This window comes from Actinotignum sanguinis (genome assembly GCF_003957255.1).
Taxonomy (GTDB): domain Bacteria; phylum Actinomycetota; class Actinomycetes; order Actinomycetales; family Actinomycetaceae; genus Actinotignum; species Actinotignum sanguinis.
Genome location: NZ_QDIE01000002.1, coordinates 1 through 22,160 on the forward strand (window position 1 = coordinate 1; position 22,160 = coordinate 22,160).

Annotated in this window: 20 protein-coding genes and 2 tRNA genes; 7 read left to right on the forward strand and 15 right to left on the reverse strand. The window is 61.3% G+C overall.

The features are described from left to right. Together DDD64_RS08885 and DDD64_RS08720 are read left to right on the forward strand one after the other, a co-directional pair. Positions 1–229, forward strand: a 229-nt coding sequence (locus DDD64_RS08885; protein WP_206435358.1) for a hypothetical protein, incomplete at its 5' end; no start/stop codon positions are given. A 178-nt stretch (positions 230–407) separates the two neighbouring features. After that, positions 408–2,813 (forward strand): coiled-coil domain-containing protein, encoded by a 2,406-nt coding sequence (locus tag DDD64_RS08720; protein WP_164545857.1) that lies wholly within the window; start codon positions 408–410, stop codon positions 2,811–2,813. Positions 2,814–3,204: 391 nt separating this feature from the next. On the opposite strand, the gene DDD64_RS00655 is transcribed toward DDD64_RS08720, so the two are convergent. From DDD64_RS00655 to DDD64_RS00670, 4 genes are all read right to left on the reverse strand, one after another. Then, positions 3,205–3,945: a zinc ribbon domain-containing protein gene (locus DDD64_RS00655; RefSeq protein WP_126134568.1), complete on the reverse strand. Its 741-nt coding sequence runs from the start codon at positions 3,943–3,945 to the stop codon at positions 3,205–3,207. Positions 3,946–4,125: 180 nt separating this feature from the next. Continuing rightward, positions 4,126–4,911, reverse strand: a complete 786-nt coding sequence (locus tag DDD64_RS00660) for a Nif3-like dinuclear metal center hexameric protein (RefSeq protein ID WP_126134569.1) — start codon at positions 4,909–4,911, stop codon at positions 4,126–4,128. A 14-nt stretch (positions 4,912–4,925) separates the two neighbouring features. After that, the gene (locus DDD64_RS00665; protein WP_126134570.1) at positions 4,926–6,980 is read right to left on the reverse strand and encodes a CocE/NonD family hydrolase; all 2,055 of its coding nucleotides are present in this window, start codon (positions 6,978–6,980) and stop codon (positions 4,926–4,928) included. A gap of 105 nt (positions 6,981–7,085) precedes the next feature. Continuing rightward, entirely contained in the window at positions 7,086–8,528 is a 1,443-nt protein-coding gene (locus DDD64_RS00670) for a peptide MFS transporter (RefSeq protein WP_241227319.1), read from the reverse strand. A 525-nt stretch (positions 8,529–9,053) separates the two neighbouring features. Here DDD64_RS00670 and DDD64_RS00675 point away from each other — a divergent pair. Further along, the gene (locus DDD64_RS00675; protein WP_126134572.1) at positions 9,054–9,893 is read left to right on the forward strand and encodes an aldo/keto reductase; all 840 of its coding nucleotides are present in this window, start codon (positions 9,054–9,056) and stop codon (positions 9,891–9,893) included. Between the two features lie 41 nt (positions 9,894–9,934). Here DDD64_RS00675 and DDD64_RS00680 read toward each other — a convergent pair. Together DDD64_RS00680 and DDD64_RS00685 are read right to left on the reverse strand one after the other, a co-directional pair. Then, positions 9,935–10,008 (reverse strand) — tRNA-Val (locus DDD64_RS00680). A 97-nt stretch (positions 10,009–10,105) separates the two neighbouring features. After that, entirely contained in the window at positions 10,106–10,504 is a 399-nt protein-coding gene (locus tag DDD64_RS00685; protein ID WP_126134573.1) for a DUF3052 domain-containing protein, read from the reverse strand. 337 nt (positions 10,505–10,841) lie between these two features. On the opposite strand from DDD64_RS00685, the gene aceE reads away from it, so the two are divergent. Beyond that, the gene (gene aceE, locus DDD64_RS00690; RefSeq protein ID WP_126134672.1) at positions 10,842–13,577 is read left to right on the forward strand and encodes a pyruvate dehydrogenase (acetyl-transferring), homodimeric type; all 2,736 of its coding nucleotides are present in this window, start codon (positions 10,842–10,844) and stop codon (positions 13,575–13,577) included. A gap of 12 nt (positions 13,578–13,589) precedes the next feature. On the opposite strand, the gene DDD64_RS08725 is transcribed toward aceE, so the two are convergent. Beyond that, positions 13,590–13,730, reverse strand: a complete 141-nt coding sequence (locus DDD64_RS08725) for a hypothetical protein (protein WP_164545858.1) — start codon at positions 13,728–13,730, stop codon at positions 13,590–13,592. 91 nt (positions 13,731–13,821) lie between these two features. Here DDD64_RS08725 and DDD64_RS00695 point away from each other — a divergent pair, with 91 nt between their 5' ends. Together DDD64_RS00695 and DDD64_RS00700 are read left to right on the forward strand one after the other, a co-directional pair. Beyond that, the gene (locus DDD64_RS00695; RefSeq protein ID WP_126134574.1) at positions 13,822–15,675 is read left to right on the forward strand and encodes an ABC transporter ATP-binding protein; all 1,854 of its coding nucleotides are present in this window, start codon (positions 13,822–13,824) and stop codon (positions 15,673–15,675) included. Further along, positions 15,672–17,459 (forward strand): ABC transporter ATP-binding protein, encoded by a 1,788-nt coding sequence (locus DDD64_RS00700; RefSeq protein ID WP_126134575.1) that lies wholly within the window; start codon positions 15,672–15,674, stop codon positions 17,457–17,459. The genes DDD64_RS00695 and DDD64_RS00700 overlap by 4 nt, the downstream gene beginning before the upstream one ends. Here DDD64_RS00700 and DDD64_RS00705 read toward each other — a convergent pair. From DDD64_RS00705 to DDD64_RS00720, 4 genes are all read right to left on the reverse strand, one after another. Beyond that, complete coding sequence (locus DDD64_RS00705; protein ID WP_126134576.1) at positions 17,456–17,893, reverse strand: hypothetical protein; 438 nt, start codon at positions 17,891–17,893, stop codon at positions 17,456–17,458. The two genes, DDD64_RS00700 and DDD64_RS00705, sit on opposite strands and share 4 nt — an antisense overlap. A gap of 173 nt (positions 17,894–18,066) precedes the next feature. Further along, on the reverse strand, positions 18,067–18,729 hold the full coding sequence (locus tag DDD64_RS00710; RefSeq protein ID WP_126134577.1) for an HAD hydrolase-like protein: 663 nt from the start codon (positions 18,727–18,729) through the stop codon (positions 18,067–18,069). Further along, positions 18,726–19,340, reverse strand: coding sequence for an L-threonylcarbamoyladenylate synthase (locus DDD64_RS00715; protein ID WP_126134578.1), 615 nt, complete (start codon positions 19,338–19,340; stop codon positions 18,726–18,728). Before DDD64_RS00715 ends, DDD64_RS00710 begins: the two co-directional genes overlap by 4 nt. A gap of 104 nt (positions 19,341–19,444) precedes the next feature. Then, complete coding sequence (locus DDD64_RS00720; RefSeq protein WP_126134579.1) at positions 19,445–20,053, reverse strand: hypothetical protein; 609 nt, start codon at positions 20,051–20,053, stop codon at positions 19,445–19,447. Positions 20,054–20,087: 34 nt separating this feature from the next. Here DDD64_RS00720 and DDD64_RS00725 point away from each other — a divergent pair, with 34 nt between their 5' ends. Then, positions 20,088–20,477: a phosphopantetheine-binding protein gene (locus tag DDD64_RS00725; protein WP_126134580.1), complete on the forward strand. Its 390-nt coding sequence runs from the start codon at positions 20,088–20,090 to the stop codon at positions 20,475–20,477. A gap of 30 nt (positions 20,478–20,507) precedes the next feature. On the opposite strand, the gene DDD64_RS00730 is transcribed toward DDD64_RS00725, so the two are convergent. The 4 genes from DDD64_RS00730 to DDD64_RS00745 form a co-directional block, all read right to left on the reverse strand. Continuing rightward, complete coding sequence (locus DDD64_RS00730; protein WP_026428785.1) at positions 20,508–21,014, reverse strand: DUF3145 domain-containing protein; 507 nt, start codon at positions 21,012–21,014, stop codon at positions 20,508–20,510. Positions 21,015–21,069: 55 nt separating this feature from the next. Beyond that, on the reverse strand, positions 21,070–21,582 hold the full coding sequence (gene def, locus DDD64_RS00735) for a peptide deformylase (RefSeq protein ID WP_126134581.1): 513 nt from the start codon (positions 21,580–21,582) through the stop codon (positions 21,070–21,072). Positions 21,583–21,695: 113 nt separating this feature from the next. After that, positions 21,696–21,767, reverse strand: a tRNA-Asn gene (locus DDD64_RS00740). 23 nt (positions 21,768–21,790) lie between these two features. Further along, entirely contained in the window at positions 21,791–22,156 is a 366-nt protein-coding gene (locus DDD64_RS00745; protein ID WP_126134582.1) for a hypothetical protein, read from the reverse strand. Positions 22,157–22,160 lie beyond the last annotated feature (4 nt).

Genomic DNA, 22,160 nt, shown 5'->3' on the forward strand with positions numbered 1-22,160 from the left:
CCACCGTGGCTGGTCTGAGTCTCACCTGCTCACCGCCCTGGATTACTGGCTTTATTCCAGGTCGATCAACACGCAGCCGATGTCTGATTTCGTGTCAAACACGATCCAACCAAGGAAGGAACCGGTTAGTACGCCTAGTGATAAGCCCGTCGAGATTGATACCCATATCGATACCGAACACCCCTGGGAAGACGGTCTAAACATCCGTAAAGGCCAGATCGGACGTTAACGACACGCCGCCATTAGCAACTAATTTTGTCTATTAACCCAAGCACCGTAATCATTAAGGGTTTGAGGATCTCTTGCCCGTAATTATTAAACCTGCTTAGAATCCGATCAACAGTCAAAACAGCGACGTTTCGCAAGTTTTCTCTGTTAGTAGGTAATGTCTTTCGCGAAGGATTCCCATGACGCAGCGTATCTCCCGAATCGCCAGTACTCTCACCGTGACCACCCTCGCCCTCACAATGGCGGGTACCGTGGCCGCCCAGGCTCAACCGACCGCAGACTCCCCCGCTCCGGGCGCTTCCTTTAGCTCCTGCACGGATTCCCCGAAAGCAACGGCCGCTGTCGCCCAAGCGAATTCCGAACGGGACGCGCTGCTCCAGAAATCGGAAACTGCACAGCAAGATCTCACAGCCGCCCAGGCCGCCGCAACGGAGGCACAGGCCGCGAAAGATGCGGCTACCGCGAAACTGAACGCCGCGGAGAAGGCCGCCCAGGCTGCCGTACAGGCCCGCGATACGGCCAAGGCCGCCCTGGATGCGTTCCAGGCGGAAGGGCAGGCGGCGAAAGATGCGATTCCCGCGGCGCGCACCGCTCTGGAAGAGGCGGAGAGCCAGGTAGCTGCGGCGTCGGCCCAAAAGGAGAAAGACGCCGCAGCGGCGGCCGACGCGCAACGCGTTCTTGACGAGAAGACTGCGCAGCTCGCCGCGAAGACGCAGGCGGAGAAAGATGCCCGCGCAAAGCTGGAGGCGGCGCAGGCTGCCGAGGCTGCCGGAAACGCTGAACGCGAGAAGCTCGCCGCACAGCTGCGTGAGGTAACCGCGAAGAAGAACCAGGCGGACGCAGATCTGCAGGCTGCGCAGGCCAAGGAACGCGCAGCTCAGGATGCCCGCGACCAGGTTGTCGCGCAGGAAGCCGAAAAGGTCGCCGCGGCGCAGCGGGCGCACGACGACGCCGTTGCTGCCGTTCCCGCCGCTCAGAGCGCGAAGGATGAGGCGCAACAGGCGGCCACCGCGGCCGCTAACGATGTGACGCTCAAGCGCAGCGATGATGAAACCGCCCAGCGCAATGTCAAGGATTCGGAGGCGAAGCTGGCGCAGGCCACGCAAAAACTCGGCGATCTTGAGAATGCGCTTACCGAACTCCAGAACCGCCAGGCCGAGGTGCAGGCCGCACTGCCGGGGCTGGAACAGGCCAAGAATGATGCCGAAACCGCCTACAACGAGGCCCAAGCGGCCGAGGATGAGGCGAAGGAGATGTACGAAGCCGCCGCCGGGGACAAGAAGAATTACACTGACGAGGACGTGGAGCAGTTCCGGCAGGAATGGGAAGCGAAGAAGGCTGAAACCGCCCCGAAGAAGGCTGCGTTCACGCAGGCGAATGCGGCGTATACCGCCAAGGTTGCGGAAAAGGATGAGCTCGCCACCCAGGTTCCCGCCAAAGAAGCGGAGCGTGATGCGGCGCAGACCGAGAAGACCGGCCTGGAGGCCACCCACGCCGCGAATCAGCAGGCCGCGCAGGAAAGCGCCGCGCAGCTGACGGCCGCGGTGGAAACCGAGAAGGCGAAGCGCGCTGCTCTTGCCGAGAAAGACGCGGCTCTCACCGCGGCTCAGCAGCAGGTAGAAACCACGAAGGCAGCCCTCGCCGCCGCGGAGACCGCCGCGGCGGAAGCAACCCGCCCGGCCGATGAGGCGCTGACGGCAGCCCAGCAGGAAACCGGCGCCGCACAGGAGAAAGCCACGCAGGCGAACAAGGAGCTGGAAGACCTCTCCGCGAAGATTATCAATGAGTTCGTGCCTAAGTTGAACGAACTCAAGGCGAAGCGCGAAGAAGCCCAGCAGGAGCACACCCAAGCGGCAACAGCCCTGACGGAGGCTGAGACCGCGAAGGGCGCTGCCGACCAGGAACTTGAGAAGGCGAAGGCGGCAGCGGACAAGAGTTCCGCCGCGCTGACGGCCGCCGAGGGGGCACGCGATAAGGCCCGCCAGCAGGTTGCGGATCTGGAAGCAGCCGCGGCGAAGCTGGACGGCCTGCAAGCTGACTATGACAAGCTGGCAGCGGCGGCTACCCAGCCGGAGGCTGATGCCGCGGCGGCCCGTGAGCACGATACGGCTGCGAGCTCGGCCCTTGAAGAAGCGACGCAGAAGGTCACGGCGGCGGATGCTGCGGCGAAGCAGCTCACGGATGATCTGGCGGCGGTCGATGCCCGTATCGCGGCATTGCGTACTTTCCTGGAGAAATGTGCGGCAGAGCAGCCGGAGACTCCGGGTGCGGGCGAGACGCCGGGTGCAGGCGAGACGCCGGGTGCGGGTGAGCAACCCAGCACCGGGGCTGCTACTCCGAGCGCGCCGGCACCGGAAACGCCCGCACCGAATGCCCCGGCACCGGGCGGCAAGCACGCCGATCCTTCCGCTCCGGTAGCCCCGGCAGCCCGCGCTAAGCAGTCGGTTGCCAAGCACGCCGCGCCCGCGGCGCAGCTGCCGAGCACCGGTGCGGAAAGTACCGGTGTGGCCGGTTCGGCTCTGCTGCTTATGCTGGCCGGAACGGGCGCGGTGGCGTATGCCTCCCGCAAGCGTGCCGCGCGCTAAAAGCCGCATGGCTTCGTATTCCTATCAGCCGCCGGCCTAACCGGCGCGGGCAGCCAGGAGCATAGCGCCGGCGTGAGCTCTCCTGCCGGCCTCCAATATGGAGTGCGCGTGAGAGCACGATTGAATCTGATTTCGTGTTCCTTACGCGCACTCTGTGGCTCTCGTGGTCCGGAATGCGCACTTAGACACGTCCCCGCCTAGCGATGCGCTGGCGGGGACGTGCTGTTTTTCCGAGCTGTACTACATATGTTGTACATGGGAAGTACAGGAGTGAAAAAGAATAGTCCCTCGGGTGGGAAACCTGAGATTTTTCGGAATCCTGTGAGTTTTGGTGCATATGTGATTCCCGAAGCCTCGCGCCTTCCGCGCCTCAATGCAGCCGGAAACCCACCTAGGCTTCGTCGTAATCCACCGGAACGATAATACAGTCGTAATCCTCGGAAAGATAAATATCATCTTCCGGGGTGGACTTGATTTGTGCTACTTCTACCGGGGAGAGTGTGATTCCGGCGCCGGTGGCACCATTGGGAGTCATGGTCATGACCGCGTAGCCGCCGGTGGCAACCGAGTGTTCGTACACTTTTTTGAGCGACGCCGCCAGCGGTGCATAAAGCTCCTCGCGGTGGGCGCGGATTTTATCTTGGGAGGCGGTCAGTTCTGCAACCACGTCTTCTAATTCGGAGCGCTGGGCCAATACTTTTTCTTGGAGTGAATCGATAGCTGCGCCCAGTTCCCGCACCCGTTCCTCGCCGCCTTCAACCGCTTCAAGCGCGGTGAATTCTCTGTCCGAAGTTTCCTCGAGGGTAGCCCGCAGAGCTGCCATTTCGTCTTCTAAAACAAGCAGATCGCGAGATGTCAGCCCGGTTCCGGCATTATATTTTTCTTCTTTGTCCGCAACCTGGCGCGCTAATTCCGCGCTAGTTTTTTCAATATCTGCCAAGTCTGCCCGTGCCTGCTCCAGCTGCGTTTCCGCCGCGGCTTTTTCCCGCCCGCGCGCGGCAATCGCATTGAGGAGTTTCCCCAGGGATACCCGCAGCGGATGCTGAGTATTCTCCCGCTCGAGGCGGTTGAGCTGTGCATCCAAATCAGCAACTTGAAGCAGGATAAGTTGATCGGCACGGGGTGCTTTCATCGGGTGGATCTCCTTCGACTCGCACGAAAGGCGCGCGGCGCGCCTCCCCTATTCTATGTGGGAGAGCCCGCCCCGCGCAGGGTGCCAGCACCGCATCACAACCACGCCGCGGCACACCGACGCCGCGGCACACCCGCTGTACCGCAAGCCCTCCACCCCGCCACCGCAGCCGCGGTAGCCTCAGCCACGCACCGCGATATTCCACGCATCCGTGGGAATCGCGGAGATATACGTATTCAGCTGCGGGAAATGTTCACGCAGGCGCTCCTCCATCTCACCGAGCACCGGCCATTCACTGGCCCAGTGGGTGGCGCAGATGAGTGCGCAGCCACCGTCCCAGATATGGTCGGTGGCCGGGTGGTGGCGTAAATCCGCGGTGAGATAGGCATCCGCGCCCGCGGCTTTCGCGGCCGCTAAGAGTGAATCTCCCGAACCGGAGCAGATAGCCAGGCGCCGCACTTCCCGCTCGGGATCACCCGCCCCGAGCACCCCGGCCGGGGTATGCGGTAATACCTGAGCTACCTTCTCCACCAGTTTCCCGAAGGGCACGGGCGCAATGCTCCCCACCCCGCCGATTCCGGATTCGGGATCCAGCGGCCTCTCGATCTCCACGCCCAGAAGCCGCGCGAGCGCAACGGTGGAGGCCACCACGTCCGCATTGGTATGGGCACTGAAAAGCGCGACTCGCCCGCGCACCAACTGCGTTATCCACCGCCCTTTGGCGAAAGTTCCCGCCACGGTGGAAGTTCCGCGCAAAAAGAGCGGGTGGTGGGTGATGAGGAGGTCAGCACCGTGTTCGCAGGCTTCTTGCACGGTTGCTTCACACGGGTCGACGGCGAAACCGACGCTGCGCACCTCATCGCTGGGCAGGCCGGCCACCAGGCCGACCCGATCCCAGCTTTCCGCGCACGCGGGTGGGAATAATTCGTCCATGACCGCGGTGATATCCGCCACTGTATACGTCATGGACTCACCCTACCTTAGGAGGCTGTACGCTCTACGGTGCTCGTCCACTCTTTGTGGAAGATTTCTTCCTCGTGATCGAAAGCGCTGACCACCGATTGCACGTAGAAGTTCTCGGTATCGCAGCGGATCCGGGTATCGGCTTCCACGCGAACCTCCCAACCGATATCCGGGCGGGCCAGCCCGGTTTTCCATTCGGCTTCGGTGCGCGCCGAGAGTGGGTTATCCCAGGAGATCCAGTAGCGTTCCACGGAATCTTCGTCGTAGTGGAGGCCGTCCGGATATACCCGGGTGCCCCCGTAAGCTGGATCCACCTGGATAAACGTCTCTTTCTTCACCATGTCACGGGCAATCAGCCGTTCGGGGCGGCGGGCTCCGGCTGCTCCCGCTTCCGGGTATTTCACGTCCAAACCAATGGGCTGAACGGGCCCGGCGAAGCTCACCGCATCATCACAAGCGTCACGTTCTCCCCCTGGGCGAATCGGACGTGCGGGTACCACCAGCGCCGAGGCCCCCAGATCCACGTCCACTCCGGCATTTTCCCGGGCCGGCCAAATCCACGGCCAGTAGGCACTGGAAAGCGCCACCCGCAGTGCGTGCCCGGCCGCAAAATGATAGCCAATGCCAGTGAGTGGAATTTCCACGTCCACCCACTCTCCTGCGGGCATCTCCACGATACGGTCACGCCCCTCGCGGGCACTCAGGTTAAGATTCCCGCGGGTGACGAGGGTAGAAGCACCATCGGGAGCCACATCTTCCAAGCGCACATAAACATGCCCGCGTTCCCCGCCGTTGCGCAGCCGCAACCTCACCCTGGCATTACCGAGGATCTCGACCGATTCTCCCAGGTAAAAATCACAGGTCACCGCGCGGCCATCGTCGCCGCGCTGATCGACCGGCAAATCGGCGTCGTTCCCGTACGGGAAGTAGCGCCCGGCATCCGAACCGATATCTTGCGGTGACTTCACAAGAATTCTGCCGCCGCGCACCACACCCGGCGAGATATTAGCTTGCCCCAAATCAAAACGAAGCGGCTCAATATCCGGGGAGGGCCAGGCCCGTTCGGCCACCCACCGGCCCGCGATCTCTTCATAAACGGAGGCCGGGCGCATGGGATCGCTGATCCAGGTGCGTAGCAGCGGTTCGTCCATCACGTCGTTGTCCACGCCTTTGAGCCACTTATCCCACCAGCGCAGCGTCTCCCCGAGGAAATCGATGTGCGGGCCCGGGCGCAGATCGCGGTCCGGGTACTGGTGACTCCACGGCCCGAGCAGCCCGCGCACGTTCTTCCCCAGCGCGGAGAGATTCTCCACCAGGCGCAGCACGGTATCGCGGTACGGGTCGAACCAGCCGCCCACCGCGAGCACCGCCGCATCGAGTTTCGAATAGTCCTCGCATACCGAGCCGTGTTTCCAGTAGGCATCGCGGGTCTGGTGACTCATCCAGGTATCCACGTACGGTTCCATGTTATTGAGGCGCTCCAACCACATGGTCTTCCAGTTCTCCCCCACGGCACGCGGATCCGGTGGCCGCGATTCGAAAGCGAGCATAGTGGCGCCCCAGGCGTGCATATCCACCGCGAGCATCGAGCCGCCGAAATAGTGCACGTCATTGTCGTAGCGGTCATCGGTGGAGCAGGTAGTCACAATCGCCTTGAGAGCTTCCGGCTGGTAGGAGGCGAGCTGAAGCGAATTGAAGCCACCCCAGGAAATCCCGAACATGCCCACGCTACCCGTGCACCAATCCTGCGCGGCAATCCACTCGATCACTTCCAGGCCGTCTTTGTGTTCCTGCGCATCGTATTCATCGCCCGGGATCCCCTCGGAGTTGCCGTGCCCGCGGATATCCACCCGGATGGAGGCGTAGCCGTGCCCGGCGTAATACGGGTGGCGTTCGTGATCGCGCGGCGCGGTCCAGTCCCCGCTGCGGTAGGGCAAATATTCCAGGATGGCCGGCACTTTTTCTTCCGTGCGTGGCATCCAGGCTTTCATCCATAGCCGAGTACCGTCCGAGAGCGGAATCCATCCCTCGCGAATCTCGGTCTCGTAGGGAAAATCTGTAATGTATTCCATTTTTCTCCTTCCTTCGCGTCTGTGCTTATTGCGTCTGCACTCTTCGCTTCTGTGCGCGTGCTGCGGTTTTCGGGGGCGCGTTTATGAACGACGGCGCCGCCAGTTCTACGCGACGACTTTCATACGGGAGCGCATCCACGGAGTCAGCGCCATGAGCAGCACGCCGTAACCAATAACCACCGCTCCCTGCACTCCGAAGTAGGTGGGTATGGAGGCAGCCATGTTCTCGTAATCGAAGAATTTCACGACCTGAGCCTGAATACCCTGGGCGCAGGCCATGGCCGCGAACCAGAGGGCCATGGTTTGGGAGGCGAAAGCCCGCGGGGCGAGTTTGGTGGTGGCGGACATGCCCGAGGTTTGCAGCACCAGGTCCCCCAGGCCGAGGAAGATATAGCATCCCACCAGCCACAGCGGCATGAGGAGAGTACCGCGCGGTGTCACGATGCCCGCGAGCGACACGGTCACGAAGGCGATACCGCCGAGCACCGCGCCCAGCCCCACTTTCGCGGCCACGTGCGGTTGGCGCTTACCTAACTTGAGCCAGATCCAGGCGAGCACCGGCCCCATGATGATTTCCACGATAGCGGTGAGGGAAATGTAATAGGAGGAGGGATAGCTCAGGGAACCGATGGTGTTATCGGTGGCGTTGAGGGCCACGAGGTTGAGGGTATTACCGGTTTGGAAATAGAGCAGATTGTAGAGAATCAGGGCGATGAGCAACAGCGCATAGGGGATAAGATTACGCCGTTCTACCTGGCTGACTTTCGGAGAGCGGTACATCCACAGGAAGAAGAAAACCGGCACGATCCAGGTGATAACAGAAATACCGTTGACGACGTCGCTGAGTGTGGCTGATGAGAGTACGGCGAAAAGCGCGGCCACCGCGACTACTCCCCCGACGAGCCCCACGAGCATCCAGAAAGAACGGTCCGCCACGAAACTGGCACGAATGCGATGCGCCTTGGCGCGCCCGGATAGGTTTTTACCGGTTGCCACGTAGGCGATGAGGCCAAGGATCATTCCCACCGCAGCGGAGGCGAAGCCAGCGTGCCAATGCACCCGCTGACCGAGGAATCCAGCCACCAGCGGCCCGAGGAACGCCCCGATATTAATACCGGCGTAGTAGATGGAGAAACCAGCATCGCGGCGGCTATCCCCGGGTGCGTAGAGTTCACCCACCATGGTGGAGACATTCGGTTTGAGGAGCCCGGTTCCCACCACGATGAGGCCCAGGCCCACCCAGGTGAAGAATTCGGTGGGGATACCCATGGCAATATGGCCCGCGGCAATAACAATGCCGCCCCAGAGCACCGCGCGATAGGTGCCGGAAATCCGATCCGCAACCCAGGCACCCACAATAGAAAGTAGGTAAACGAGGGCTCCGTAAGCGGCCACAATGGAGGACCCCACGTCTTCCGCGTAACCGAGCCCGCCGTTGGCAATGGCATCGGTGAAGTAGAGGACCAGAATGGCTTGGAAGCCCAGATAGGAGAAACGCTCCCAGAGTTCCAGGCCAAAGAGGGAATACAGGCCCTTCGGTTGGCCCATAAAGGAGTGCATAGCGCGGGCGCGCCGGTCGCGGCGCAGGGCTTCTTTGTGTTCTTTAATATACTTTTTTGGATTCTCGACGTTTTCGGGGACCTGCGCGGCTATCTGCGCGTGGGTGGGTAGGTCAACGGTGGGTGGTATCCGAGCTTGCCTCGGGCCCGGGCTGGGCGGTGCGGGTGGTGTCAGTCTGGTTACCCTTATGGGGTAGGTCAGTCACGTGGTACTCCTTCTCGAAAAACGGGACCGTCTGACCCCGCTATCGCGGCCGTTCCCTCCTTTCTCTAGGCGCGCGCGTGCGTCCGTCCGGGGCAGCGCGACGGGCGCACATCCCCGGCTTTTCCAAGCACAGCAGGGGCACTTTTCAGCCCTGCCATCCGTTTTCCAGGGTAACAAGGGCCTGCGACATAACCGAAAATTGAGTACTTTTTTACCGTTTTCACCTCACCGCGCACCCGCCGCAAGCCCTGAGCCCGTAGGAAAAACTCGAATAGACATGACATCGGTCACATTGATAGGCTGAGGGGCATGACCGCATGCAATATTCCCACCGTTCCCCTTGCCGATGGCGGGCAGATTCCCCTCGTTGGGATCGGCTCCCTGCTAGCCAAGGGAAACGAACTTGCCACCACCCTGGGCCGCATCATCGCCGATGGCTACCGCCTCATCGATACCGCCCAGCAGTACGCCAATGAAACAGCCGTGGGGGAAGCGGTGAAACGCTCCGGGGTGGCGCGCGCGGAGGTCTTTATCACTTCGAAAGTGGCCGGCGCGGAACAGGGGAAACGCTATACCCGGCGCAGCATCGAAGATTCCTTGCGCCGCCTCGACACGGATTACCTCGATGCCCTCCTCATCCACTGGCCCAATCCTTCCCGCGGCCTGTACGTGGAAACCTGGGAAGAAATGCTTGCCGCCCAGGCCGAGGGCCTGGTGCGCCACGTGGGGGTCTCTAATTTCTTGCCGGAACATCTCACGCGCCTGCATGAGGCTACCGGGGTGTGGCCGGTACTCAACCAGATCCAGCTCTCGGTTGCCCTCCCGCGCACCGATCTGCGCGCCTTCCATAAGCGCCACGGCATTGTCACCCAAGCGTGGCGCCCGCTGGGCGGCCCGGAGAAGCTGCTGGATCAGATTGTGGTGGGGCGCCTGGCTGCCAAGCACGGGGTAAGTGCGGGCCAGATTGTGCTGCGCTGGTGTGTCCAGCAGGGCATTGTGGTGATTCCGTCGTCGTCCCGCCGCGAGCGCTGGCGGGCGAATGCTGATCTCTTCAGCTTCACCCTGGATGAATCGGATATGCGGGATTTAGCCGCATTGGATACCGGTGACCTGCACGTTTGGGATGCGCGTACGCATGAAGAGTGGTAGCGCCACCGGCACGCAATGAAGTGCATAGGCGGTATAAAGAGTGGGCCCGACCGGATTCGAACCGATGACACCCTGGGTGTAAACCAGGTGCTCTGACCAACTGAGCTACGGGCCCGCGCGCTGCGCACTCGGATGATCCTACCCGATGCGCGGCCCGCGCGCACCTTCTCACCAAAATACCGACCGCCCAGTCCTTGGGCGAGGTGAGGAGACTAGTAGCGCAGGCCCTTATTGGTCAGGCGCACGCCCGTCCAGGATTCACCGAGGGCCACGGATGTGGTTGGTTGCATCCCCGCGGTATCGGCAGCCTCTTCAATATCGTTATGCGGTACCGCATTCGACACCCGCCCGGTGGGCACGAAGAGCCAGCAGATAGCATTTTCGTCGTCGAAATTAGCCTTGATATCCAGGAGCAAATCGGCGAGGTCATCGACGTTGCCATCGTCTGCACGCCACCAGGCGATGGCGCCGTCCACGATATCGCGCGAATCTTCGTCCAGCAGCTCGCTTCCGATAGTTTCTTCGATCTGCGCGCGGACCTGGGTGGCTACGTCGTCGTCGTAGCCAAATTCTTGGATGATGTTCCCTTTCTGGAAACCAAACGAACTCATGGCTTAAGCTCATCTGATCGCCGCCGTTTTTTCAAGTTAATCTCAGCCGCGTGCCTCGTGATTTTGGTGATCATTCCGGTACGACGACGCGCGCCGCCCGGTATCCGGGCGCCGCGAAACCCACTCGCCGCGCGCCCCGTCCATCGCTCAGCTTAATTCCCCTCATGCCTGTGCGATGGCTCTCAACAACGCGGTACTATAAGAGTGCATGTGTAAGAGGTACCACAGCCGCTCTGGGACTAAAGCCGCGAACGGGTAGCCTTGACACGTCCCTAAGAAACATGACCACTCAAGCAATGGAGGAGATTCCGTGGCTTCACAAGATTCTGATGCTCGCATGGTATCCGGCCAGCTCAGCCAGATCCCGGATGTTGATCCGGAAGAAACCCGCGAATGGCTAGCGTCCGTGGATGATCTGATTGAAACAAATGGTGCGGATCGGGCGCGGTTTATCCTCGCCAGCGTGGATGAACACGCGCGCGCCAAGGGAGTTTCGGTCTCCCCTGATCTCGTCACGCCCTATATCAATACGATTCCGGCTGAAGAAGAACCTCCCTACCCGGGCACCGCGGAAGAAGAGGAACTCGAACATCAGTTCCGCAGCTGGACCCGGTGGAACGCGGCCGTGATGGTAACGCGCGCCCAGCGTCCCGGCGTGGGGGTTGGTGGGCATATTTCTTCCTACGCCGCCCAGGCCACCCTCTATGAAGTGGGCTTCAACCACTTCTTCCGCGGTCCGGATGCTCCCGGCGGCGGGGATCAAATCTTCTTCCAGGGCCACTCCTCCCCCGGTAATTACGCCCGCGCCTATCTGGAAGGGCGCCTGACGGAAGCTGACCTGGATTCTTTCCGCCAGGAAGCCTCCCGCATTTCCGGCGGGCGCGGTCTGCCTTCCTACCCGCATCCCCACCAGATGCCGGACTTCTGGCAGTTCCCCACCGTGTCCCTGGGTATCGGTGCTACGAATTCCATCTACCAGGCATGGTTCAATCGCTATCTGAACGAACGCGGCATTAAGGACACCTCTGATTCGCACGTCTGGGCTTTCCTGGGCGATGGCGAAATGGACGAACCCGAATCGCGCGGGATGCTCCAGCTGGCCGCCTCCCAGAAGCTCGATAATCTCACCTGGGTGGTCAATTGCAACCTCCAGCGCCTGGACGGGCCGGTGCGCGGCAACGGCAATATCGTTCAGGAACTCGAGTCCTTCTTTAAGGGCGCGGGCTGGAATGTCATTAAGGTGCTGTGGGGCTCGGGCTGGGATAAGCTCCTCGCCCAGGATAAAGACCACGCCCTCGTGGATCTCATGACGTCCACCCCGGATGGGGACTACCAGGGCTTCAAGGCAAACGATGGTTCTTATGTGCGCAATAACTTCTTCGGGCGTGACCCGCGCACAAAGGCCATGGTGGAAGATTGGTCCGATGATGAGATTTGGGCGCTGCGCCGCGGTGGCCATGATCATCACAAGATTTACGCTGCCTACCGGGCTGCCCTCGCCCATAAGGGCCAGCCCACCGTGATTCTGGCGCAAACGGTCAAGGGTTATGACCTCGGCTCCAATTTCGCCGGGCGCAATGCCACCCACCAGATGAAGAAGCTCAACAGCAACGATCTCAAGCTGCTGCGCGATACCCTGCGCATCCCCATTGATGATTCCCAGCTGGAAGATCCCTATAACGCGCCCTACTACAAGCCGGCTGAAGATCACCCGGCGATGAAGCATATGCGTGAACGGCGCGAAGCTCTGGGTGGCTACCTGCCCCAGCGCCGCACCCACCAGGGTGGGATCGCCCTGCCGGCCGATAAGCCTTTCCAGTCCATGAAGAAGGGCTCGGGCAAGCAGAAGGTGGCCACCACTATGGCCCTGGTGCGCCTGCTCAAGGACATTATGCGCGATAAGGAATTCGGCTTCCGCATGGTACCTATCGTCCCGGACGAAGCGCGTACCTTCGGCATGGATTCCATGTTCCCCTCGGCCAAGATCTTCAATACCCAGGGCCAGCAGTACACCGCGGTGGATCACGATATGCTGCTTTCCTACAAGGAATCCACCCAGGGCCAGCTGCTCCACACCGGTATTACCGAAGCCGGTTCCCTCTCCGCTTTCGCGGCGGCCGGAACCTCGTATGCCACCCATAACACCCCGATGGTGCCTTTCTACATCTTCTACTCGATGTTTGGATTCCAGCGCACCGGGGATCAGTTCTGGGCGGCCTACGACCAGCTGGCACGCGGTTTCATTATTGGTGGCACCGCCGGGCGCACCACCCTCACGGGTGAAGGCTCTCAGCATATGGACGGGCACTCCCCCGTGCTCGCCTCCACCAACCCGGGCATGGTTATTTACGATGCGGCCTACGCTTACGAACTCGGCCATATTTTCAAGGATGGCCTTACGCGCATGTACGGGGATGGCTCGGACGGGCGTGAGCAGAACGTCATGTACTACCTCACGGTCTACAACGAACCCATCCACCAGCCGGCCGAACCGGAGAATGTGGATGTGGATGGCATTATCCGCGGTATCTACAAGCTCGATGAAGCCGATGGTCAGGGCGGCCCGCGCGTCAACCTGCTTTCCTCGGGCGTGGGGGTGCGCTGGGCTCGCGAAGCCAAACGTATGCTGCGCGATGACTGGGGCGTGGATGCCACCGTCTACTCCGTGACTTCCTGGTATGAGCTGCGCAAGGATGGCTTGGCCACCAATGAATACAACTACCTCCACCCGGAGGAAGAACCGCGCAAGGCCTATGTGACCGCGAAGCTGGAAGGCGAAGAAGGCCCCTTCATCGCCACCTCCGATTTCGAGCACCAGGTTCAAGATTCCATCCGCGAATGGATCCCGGGTGATTATGAGACGCTCGGCGCCAACGGGATTGGTATTTCCGATACCCGCCCGGCCGCTCGGCGTTACTTCAAGATCGATGATGCCACGATGGTGGTGCGGGCCCTGTACGCGCTGGCCAAGGCCGGCAAGATCGACCGCTCGGTTGTCCGCCAGGCAATCGAGAAGTACGATCTGCATAACCCGGCCGCAGCCGAACCGGTGCCCGATAACGATCCGGAGTAAACCGGAGTAAAGCTACCCGGGCGGGCCTGCATCGCTGGCATAGCCAATATCCCCGGCGCGCCAAGCTACGGCGCTCGGGCGCTGCACTGGCAGCGGTGCAGGCCCGGCGTCGTCGTAACTAATTGAATAGTGTTTGAGCATCTGTGCTCTCACACGTAGCATAGTGTGGCGGTCCCTTCTCACGCGGCGAGCTATTTTCGCACAGCGAGCTTTCGGGCCGCCACACCTATATGGAGGCGAGTGATTGACCGTTTATCGACTGGCGTGGAGGCATCTACGCGACCGCAAATTCCAGCTCTTCGCGATTGCTGTGTTGCAGATCGCGCAGGTGCTCCTCGGGCTCACCCTCCCCGCGCTGGGCGCGAACGTTATCGATTACGGCATCCTGGAAGGCAATAGCTCCTATATCTGGTCGCGCGGGCTACTCATGCTCCTCTTTACCCTCGCGCAGGTGCTCTGCGCTATCGGGGCGATCTATTACGGGGCGCTGGTGTCCACCCATCTGGGCCGGGAGCTGCGCCGCGAAACTTTCGCGCACGTGCAGCGCTTCTCCCCCGCGGACCAGCAGCGCTTCGGGGCCTCCACCCTCGTGACTCGTACCACGAACGACGTCAACCAAATCCAAATGGTCACCCTCATGTCCCTCACTATTATGGTGACGGCCCCGATTATGGGAGTGGGCGGGGTGCTCATGGCCATCGGGCAGGATGTGGTACTTTCTCTCACCCTTCTTGTGATTATTCCGGTGCTCACCGCAATTATTCTGATATGTACCGCTATGCTCGCCAAACGCTACGAAACCCTGCAGCGGCGTGTGGATGCGATTAACGATGCGCTGCGCTCGCAGCTGTCCGGGGTCCGGGTGATTCGGGCTTTCCGCCGCGAAGATGCGATGGCGGGGGAATTCGAGGGCCACAATCGTAATTTCCGTTCGATTATGCTCCAGATCGGCACGATTTGGTCCGCGCTGCTGCCGGCTATGAGCGCGGTCATCGGGCTGGCCTCCGCGCTTATCGTCTGGATTGGCGGGCATCGAATTGTCGGAGGTTCCATGCCGGTGGGGGCGCTGGCGGCTTTTATCACCTACCTCATGATGATTCTGGGCGCGGTCATGATGCTCGGCATGATTATTATGGTGGTTCCGCGCGGTAATGTGTCCGCCGAGCGCGTGATCGAGGTCAATAGCACCGTCCCCTCCATTGCGGACGCGCCGGATGCGCAGGAGATGCCGCCCGGGCCGCTCACTTTCAGCTTGCGCGATATTTCCCTCACCTACGCGGATGCGGATGAACCGGCCTTGCGCGGAATTTCTATAACGTTCAGACCTGGAACGACGACGGCGATTATCGGCGCCTCGGGCTCGGGCAAATCATCGCTGGTCAAAATACTGCCCCGCCTCGTGGATGTGAGCACGGGGCGCTACACCGTGGAAGCTAGCACCGGGGCCGGCGACGTAGATGTGCGTGATATCCGACTCGCTGATTTCCGCCGCCGAGTAGCCATTGTGCCCCAGCGCGCTTTCCTGTTCAGCGGAACCGTGGTCAGCAATGTGGCTGGATCCACCCGCGATATTGACCAGGAGCGAGTGATCGATGCACTGCGCTGCGCCCAGGCCTGGGATTTTGTGCAAGCCGGGGGCGGGCTGGAGATGCCGGTAGAAACCGGGGGAACCAATCTTTCCGGCGGGCAGCGCCAGCGCCTGACCATCGCGCGGGCTCTTTACCGCGCCCTCCCCGATAGCTCCGGGCGGGCCGGAGCGGACCTGGTGGTTTTTGATGATTCTTTCTCCGCCCTCGACTACGCCACCGATGCGCGGGTGCGGGCGAACCTCAAGGAGCGGATCCGAGATGCGGCGGTGGTCATTATCGCCCAACGTATTTCGACGACCCGCAGCGCCGATTGCGTCGTCGTTCTGGATTGCGGCGAGGTGGTGGGGTGTGGAACGCACGCCGAACTTATGGAAACAAATGAGATGTACCGCTCCATCGTGCGCTCCCAGGAGCGCGATCCGGAAGGCGGCGCGGTACGCGATACAGAAGCGGACGGCGCGGAAACGAACGGCACCGCGACCGCAACGAATGAGGAGGCGCGAGCATGAGAGGTGCCGGAAATATTGACGAAGCCCGCGATATCCGCGGGGCGCTCCTCACCCTTATTCGCCACTACCTGCGCCATTATGTTGGGCGGATCCTGGCGGTGCTGCTGCTCTCGCTTATCGCGACCGCGGCTGTGGTGGCCGCGCCCTTCCTCCTCGGGCAGGGCACCAACGTGGTGGTCGACGGGATTCGCGCGGGCGGGGTGGATTTCTCGGAGCTGGCGCGGGTGCTGAGCCTGGCGGCCGGATGTTATATTCTCTCGGCGCTGCTGCGTTTCTGGTTCGGCTATATCATTCGCCTCATTATTCAGGATCTCGGCTATGAGATGCGGCGGGATTGCCAGCAGAAAATTGATCGGATGCCGCTGTCCGTGCTGGATAAACAGCAGCGCGGGGACGTGCTCTCGCGGGTCACGAACGACGTCGATAACGTGACGCAGTCCCTGCTGCAAACCCTGTCCGAAGTGCTCTCCGCGATATACCAGATCATCGGGATCGTGGCGGTCATGGTCTATTTGTCCTGGTCGGTAGCCCTTGCCTCGCTTGTGGTGATCCCGGTGGGGATTATCGGCATTCTGCTGCTCCTACGCCGCTCCCGCCCGTATTTCCGCGACCAGTGGCGGCTCACGGGTGAGGTATCCGCCGTGGTGGAGGAGAGCTTCACCGGGCTGGATGTGGTGGCTGCCTACGGCCTGGAAGATGAATTCCAGCGCCAGTTTGATGCCGCGAATGGCGAGCTATACGATGCGTCCTTCCGTGCCCAGGCGATTGCGCAAATGTCCCAGCCGCTCATGATGCTGGTACAGAACGGTTCCTTCGCTATCGTCACGCTCCTGGGGAGTATTCAGGCGATGGCCGGCACGATGACAATTGGCGGACTGCAGGCGATGATGCAATACACCCGCCAGCTTTCCCATCCGCTCCAGTCTCTAGCATCTACCGCGAATCTCATCCAATCCGCGGCGGCCTCCGCGGAGCGGATTTTCGATTACCTCGCCCAGGAAGAAATGGAGCCGGATGCCACTTCGAGCTATCGCGAGGTGGTGGCTCCCGAAGCGCGGCGTGGCACTATCGAGTTTTCGCATGTACGTTTTGCTTACGAACCGGATACTCCGGTGATCCGCGACCTCTCACTGCGGGTGGAGCCGGGGCATTCGGTGGCTATTGTGGGGCCCACCGACGCCGGGAAAACCACGCTCGTCAATTTGCTTATGCGTTTTTACGAGGTAGATGGCGGGGCGATTACCGTGGACGGTGCGCCCATCGATTCTTTTACCAAGGAATCTTTGCGGGAACATTTCGGGATGGTCCTGCAAGACACCTGGCTGTTTGACGGCACCGTCTGGGAAAATATTGCTTTCGGAAAGGAAAAGGCGACGCGCGACGACGCCATTGCCGCCGCGGCCGCCCTGGGTATCGATGATCTTCTCGAGACTCTCCCCCACGGTTTCGATACCCATATTGGCGATGAGGGCGAGAATGTATCCGCCGGGGAGAAGCAGCTCATCACCATTGCGCGAGCGTACCTAGCCAATCCCGATGTGCTGATTCTGGATGAGGCCACCAGTTCGGTGGATACCCGCACCGAGGCGCTTATCCAGGATGCCATGGAGCGGCTGCGCGAAGGGCGTACCTCTTTCATCATTGCCCACCGCCTCTCCACCGTCCGCAATGCCACCACGATCCTGGTCATGGAAGCCGGAGACGTGGTGGAAAGTGGTACCCACGAGGAATTGCTGGCAGCCGGCGGCTCCTATGCCCGCCTCTACGAAAGCCAGTGGGCCTAAGCTGTGCGGCGCGTAAGGTAGCCGGACATGAGCCGTGCTACCGCACTGGCACCCAGGCTGAGAACCCACAGGGCAGCCATAAGAATCAGAACGCTCGGGTGCCCGGCATTTTTAATAATGAGGAAGACCAAGAGAATAGCTCCCAGCGCAGCAGCACCCACCGGGATCGCCTGCATCGTCGGGCGCAGCCATGCGGGAGCGGAGCGCCGGGGTTGTTCCAGCAGCGTGAACCATTGGTAGACCCCCAGGAGATAAACCTGGCCGAGCGCAACCCAGAGCATGCCAAAGCACGTACAGGTCCAAATAGCAAGGCTAAATTCCGGGGCCCCTTGTGCCATATCCATGGAGTGAATATAGAGAAGCGGATAGCCAAGGAAAGCACCCAGGATCGCCGCTCCCGCCGCAATCTTTCCAGAAATATAGGCATTCATCATAAGATCCTTCCGTCGAGTTATATAATCAACCGCCGCGGTGACGACCTTATTTTTGAGTCTAACGATGCCTCGGGTGGATGTATACGGCCACGGGCCATACCAATAGCATCTTAATCAAATTGTATCCCGGGGTAATGCTACTGTAACCCTTGTTAATATAACCGTGGCCGGTGTTAATGGGATTGTGACTGTTCCACCCCGGCGAAATCCCGCAGAATTTCACCGAGCTCAGCCGCGGTTCCCACGTGCCGCCAAGCTAGCTCCCATTCGCTACGCGGGGCGGTCCCCCACTCCACAAGCACCGTGGGCAGGCCATGCTGGCCTGCGCCTTCGACGTCGTGAATACGATCCCCCACCATAAGAGCCCGTGAGGTATCGACGCCCCGCGCCCGCAATTCGCGCAGCGCCGCCCCCACCACTTCAGCTTTCCCGTACCCGGGGATATCTTCAGGATCCCCGGCAATGTAGCGGAAGTGCTGCGCTACGCCCTGGTGTTCCAGAATCGCGCGGGCATTCTTTTCGTTTTTCGACGTCGCAATAGCAAGCGGCACCCCGGCTGCGTCCAGCTCCTCCACCAATTCACGCATCCCCGGGAAAATCGGGGTGTCGAGCATGCGCTGTTCGTAGCGCACCCGGTAGCGGCGCACCATCTCCACCGGATCGGCCGCGCCGAGCTTCGTGAAGGTTTCGATAAGCGGCGGGCCAATGAACTGCACGAAGAATTCTTCGGGGTGGTCCTCCCCCATTTCTTCACGCAGAGTGGCCCGGAAAGTTTTTTTGACGATAGCGGCGGAATCGTGGAAAGTTCCGTCCAGATCAATAAGGATAGGGTTCACAGGTCAAGTCCGGCGGTATCGCCTGCTCCTTGTCTCGCGATTTCGTTAGTTACTAGGTCAAGTACGGTGGTGGGGCCGCGCCCCACGGGTCCGTTCACCACCACATCCAGGGCATGGCCCAGTTCATCTTCCACAATCCAACCTTCTTCAAGGGGTTCTTCCGCGCCGGGAAGAATAAGGGTGGAGAAGAGCAAGGGTTCGCCCATCTCCGTAACCACAGCCTGGGTGATGCGGTGATCCGGGATACGCACGCCCACCGTGTGTTTCTTCGGGTTGAGGGTCATGCGCGGCACTTCTTTAGTGCCCTTGAGAATGAACGTGTAGGGCCCGGGCGTGAGGCTTTTGATGAGCCGAAAATCTGGATTATCTACGATCACAAGCTGCCCGAGCTGCGCGAAATCATGGCAGAGCAGGGTGAAATGGTGTTTATCACCCACCTGCCGGATGGTGCGAATCCGTTCCAGGCCCTCTTTATTGCCCATCTGGCACACAATGGCATAACCGGAATCGGTGGGCAGGGCCACTACCTCACCGCGCCGGAGCCGATCCACCACTTTGGTGACGAGCCGCGGTTGCGGATCCTCAGGATGAATATCAATGAAGGTAGCCATAGCCACTAGTCTAGTCGAGGGCGCGACACGACGAGGCCGCACCGCCCTACTCCGCCGCATTCCGCTTTACTCTGACTTACTCTGACTCCGTTGCGCGCGCCGCCCTACTCCGCCGCGCGCGCCGCCTCGCGCAGCTCCGCGAGCTGCGCCGCACTGATATAGGGCTCCATTTCCCGCAGGTACGCGCGGGCTTCGCTGGCGCGCCCGGCTGCCAGCGCGGTACGTACCAGCGCTTCCCCAGCCTCGAAACTATGGGTGGCCGGATCCCAGTGGGCCAGACCTAAGCTGAGGGCCTGATCCGGGTGGCCAGCCTCGCGCAGAATAGCCATGGCGCGGGCGAGGATGTGCCCGTCCGCATTGCGGTCCGTGGCGGTGGTGAGGAGCCGCAGCGCTCGCTCAGGATCGGAGGTCACCGCGAGGCGAGCCATATGCAGCTGCGGGTACCAGGAAGCCGGGGAGCTGGAGAGCTCTTCCGCGAGAGCGTAGATCGCCAGATCCGCGGAAAGAAGGCTTCCGGTCACCTCCGCGGTAAGCGGATCCGCGGGCGGGAGTTCGTTCTCGGCGTCGCGTGCCAGGGTGACAAGCTGGGTGAAAGCCTCGACATCGTTGGGATCTTCAGCAAGCCGATCACGCAGCGCCTGCGCGGTGGCGGTATCGGCTTCCGGGGCCCGAGTATGCTGGAAGAGTTGCTGCATCAAATCGAGGAATGCCATGATGCGAGCGTACCGAAAATAGGGAGGTCGTGCGATGGAGGTAGCGCAACTCATGTCGCTGGGCGCGGATATCCTGGAGCGGGAAGGCTACCCGGATGCTACCGAGAGTTTCGAGCTGAGCCGCGTGGATAGCGTGACACGCTGGGCTGTTGCGGTGGCACTGGAGGATGCCAGCGGCGTGGTGGTGCCCGATAGCGAGATTTGCGCGGCGAATACTCTCGGGGATCTGGTGCGGCTCAGCTGCCCGGGCGTGGAATTCAGCATCACCCCGTCCGCTTCTAGGAACGACGGCGCCGCTGCCGCCCGCCCCATGCCTGCTGCCACAGCGGCGGATGCCGCGGGGCTTAGCCCGGAGAAGCCGGAGAGGCCCGCTGAAGATGCTCCGCTTTCCGCGGCGGATTTGCGGGCTGCCCTCGGGCTCTAACCCACTCGGGCTTTAGCCCCCCCCCGGGCTTTACCCCACCCGGTGCAGCCAACGCACCGGAGCACCCGCGCCGGCGTAGCGGAAGGGTTCGAGTTCATCATCCCAGGCTTGACCGAGGGCAATATCGAGAAGCCGGCGCATTTCTGCGGCGTCGTTCCCGGCGTTTTCCAGCGCGGCCCGCACCCGGTTTTCGGGGATCACCACATTGCCGGTCAGATCTGTTTGGGCGTAGAAAATACCGAGGCCGGGGGTGGCGGACCAGCGGCCTCCTTCGGATACCGGGCTAGCATCCTCGGTGATTTCAAAACGTAAGTGTTCCCAGCCGTTGAGCGCGGAGGCGAGCATGGCACCGGTTCCCACTTCTCCCGTCCACGAGGCTTCTGCCCGGTTCATATGCGGGGCGGCGGGTTGTTTGGTCCACTCAAAATGCGGTTCGTATCCGAGCACACTTGTAACCGCCCATTCAACGTGGGGTTGAACGGCCGGCATAACAGAGTGAATGAATATGACGCCGCGAGTGGCGTATTTGTGTGCCATAGCATTCCTCCTGCGCTTGGGTGGCTTTCCCCGTGCTACCCACGCGGAGGGGCTACTAGAGCGATTGTAGCGCAGAAGAGACGCGCAGCTGGCGAATATCGCGCATCGCTTGTTTGCGTACGTCCCGTTCCAGGCGGTCGAGGTAGAGGTGGCCGTCCAGGTGATCACATTCGTGCTGGATGCAGCGCCCGAGGAGGCCCTCCCCTTCCACAATTTTCTTCTTACCGTCCAGGTCAATACCTTCAGCGCGGGCGTACCAGGCCCGCTTAGTCGGGTAGTACAGATCCGGGACGGATAGGCAGCCTTCGTCACCGTCCTGGTATTCATCTTCGGAGAGCGCCACGATCACGGGGTTGAGAATGTAATCGATCTCGCCGTCGATATGCCAGGAGAAGGCGCGCAGGGAGACCCCGATTTGGTTGGCTGCTAGGCCCGCCCGGGCGTCGTCGTTCACGTTCTCGAGCAAGTCTTCTACCAGGCGCACAATGCCTGGGGTGATATCCCGAATCGGATCGCAGGGGGTGCGCAGGACCGGGTCTCCCACCACGCGAATCTCCCGGTATGCCATAGCGAACTCCTTTGGTAAGATTCTTCACATTTACTCACCCCCGCGGCGCGGGTAGCCGCGGGTGCCGGACAGAGCAGAACGGCGGCAAGCCTACGCTCACCGCCGTTCGTTCGCTCCCGCAGCTGGACTCGAACCAGCAACCGTTCGATTAACAGTCGAATGCTCTGCCATTGAGCTATGCGGGAATTTGCAACAGAAAAGATAATAGTCAATGGCGAGACGCGAAGCAACTTAAGAGGTGTGCGCTCTGCCACTCCGGGCCGTGAGCGCCACCCGTCGCTATCACAGCTACCGATTCGCCCGCACCGGTCGAGGGTGCACTCAGGTGCTGACGCAGGGCGCGCCCGGCGAAGAACATGATAATCAGCAGAATGACTCCCACAATCGCGGCGGCGATCATGCGGCGGCACGCAATGCGCTGAATCTCCTCCGCCTGGGCGGCGTCAAGGGGAACGGGTTCTACCTGCATGTCCGGCTTTTCCGGCTTTTCCGGCAGCTCGGGCTTCTCTGGCAGTTTCCGCACGTCCGGCAGCTCGGGCTTCTCTGATGGGTCCGGTTTCTCGGATGTTGACATGGGG

Excerpts from the sequence above, each read along its gene's own strand:
- DDD64_RS08720 (WP_164545857.1), top strand. The coding sequence starts at position 408 with ATGACGCAGCGTATCTCCCGAATCGCCAGTACTCTCACCGTGACCACC.
- DDD64_RS00655 (WP_126134568.1), bottom strand. The coding sequence starts at position 3,945 with ATGAAAGCACCCCGTGCCGATCAACTTATCCTGCTTCAAGTTGCTGAT.
- DDD64_RS00660 (WP_126134569.1), bottom strand. The coding sequence starts at position 4,911 with ATGACGTATACAGTGGCGGATATCACCGCGGTCATGGACGAATTATTC.
- DDD64_RS00665 (WP_126134570.1), bottom strand. The coding sequence starts at position 6,980 with ATGGAATACATTACAGATTTTCCCTACGAGACCGAGATTCGCGAGGGA.
- DDD64_RS00670 (WP_241227319.1), bottom strand. The coding sequence starts at position 8,528 with ATGGGCCAACCGAAGGGCCTGTATTCCCTCTTTGGCCTGGAACTCTGG.
- DDD64_RS00675 (WP_126134572.1), top strand. The coding sequence starts at position 9,054 with ATGACCGCATGCAATATTCCCACCGTTCCCCTTGCCGATGGCGGGCAG.
- DDD64_RS00685 (WP_126134573.1), bottom strand. The coding sequence starts at position 10,504 with ATGAGTTCGTTTGGTTTCCAGAAAGGGAACATCATCCAAGAATTTGGC.
- aceE (WP_126134672.1), top strand. The coding sequence starts at position 10,842 with ATGGTATCCGGCCAGCTCAGCCAGATCCCGGATGTTGATCCGGAAGAA.
- DDD64_RS00700 (WP_126134575.1), top strand. The coding sequence starts at position 15,672 with ATGAGAGGTGCCGGAAATATTGACGAAGCCCGCGATATCCGCGGGGCG.
- DDD64_RS00705 (WP_126134576.1), bottom strand. The coding sequence starts at position 17,893 with ATGATGAATGCCTATATTTCTGGAAAGATTGCGGCGGGAGCGGCGATC.
- DDD64_RS00715 (WP_126134578.1), bottom strand. The coding sequence starts at position 19,340 with ATGGCTACCTTCATTGATATTCATCCTGAGGATCCGCAACCGCGGCTC.
- DDD64_RS00720 (WP_126134579.1), bottom strand. The coding sequence starts at position 20,053 with ATGGCATTCCTCGATTTGATGCAGCAACTCTTCCAGCATACTCGGGCC.
- DDD64_RS00725 (WP_126134580.1), top strand. The coding sequence starts at position 20,088 with ATGGAGGTAGCGCAACTCATGTCGCTGGGCGCGGATATCCTGGAGCGG.
- DDD64_RS00730 (WP_026428785.1), bottom strand. The coding sequence starts at position 21,014 with ATGGCACACAAATACGCCACTCGCGGCGTCATATTCATTCACTCTGTT.
- def (WP_126134581.1), bottom strand. The coding sequence starts at position 21,582 with ATGGCATACCGGGAGATTCGCGTGGTGGGAGACCCGGTCCTGCGCACC.
- DDD64_RS00745 (WP_126134582.1), bottom strand. The coding sequence starts at position 22,156 with ATGTCAACATCCGAGAAACCGGACCCATCAGAGAAGCCCGAGCTGCCG.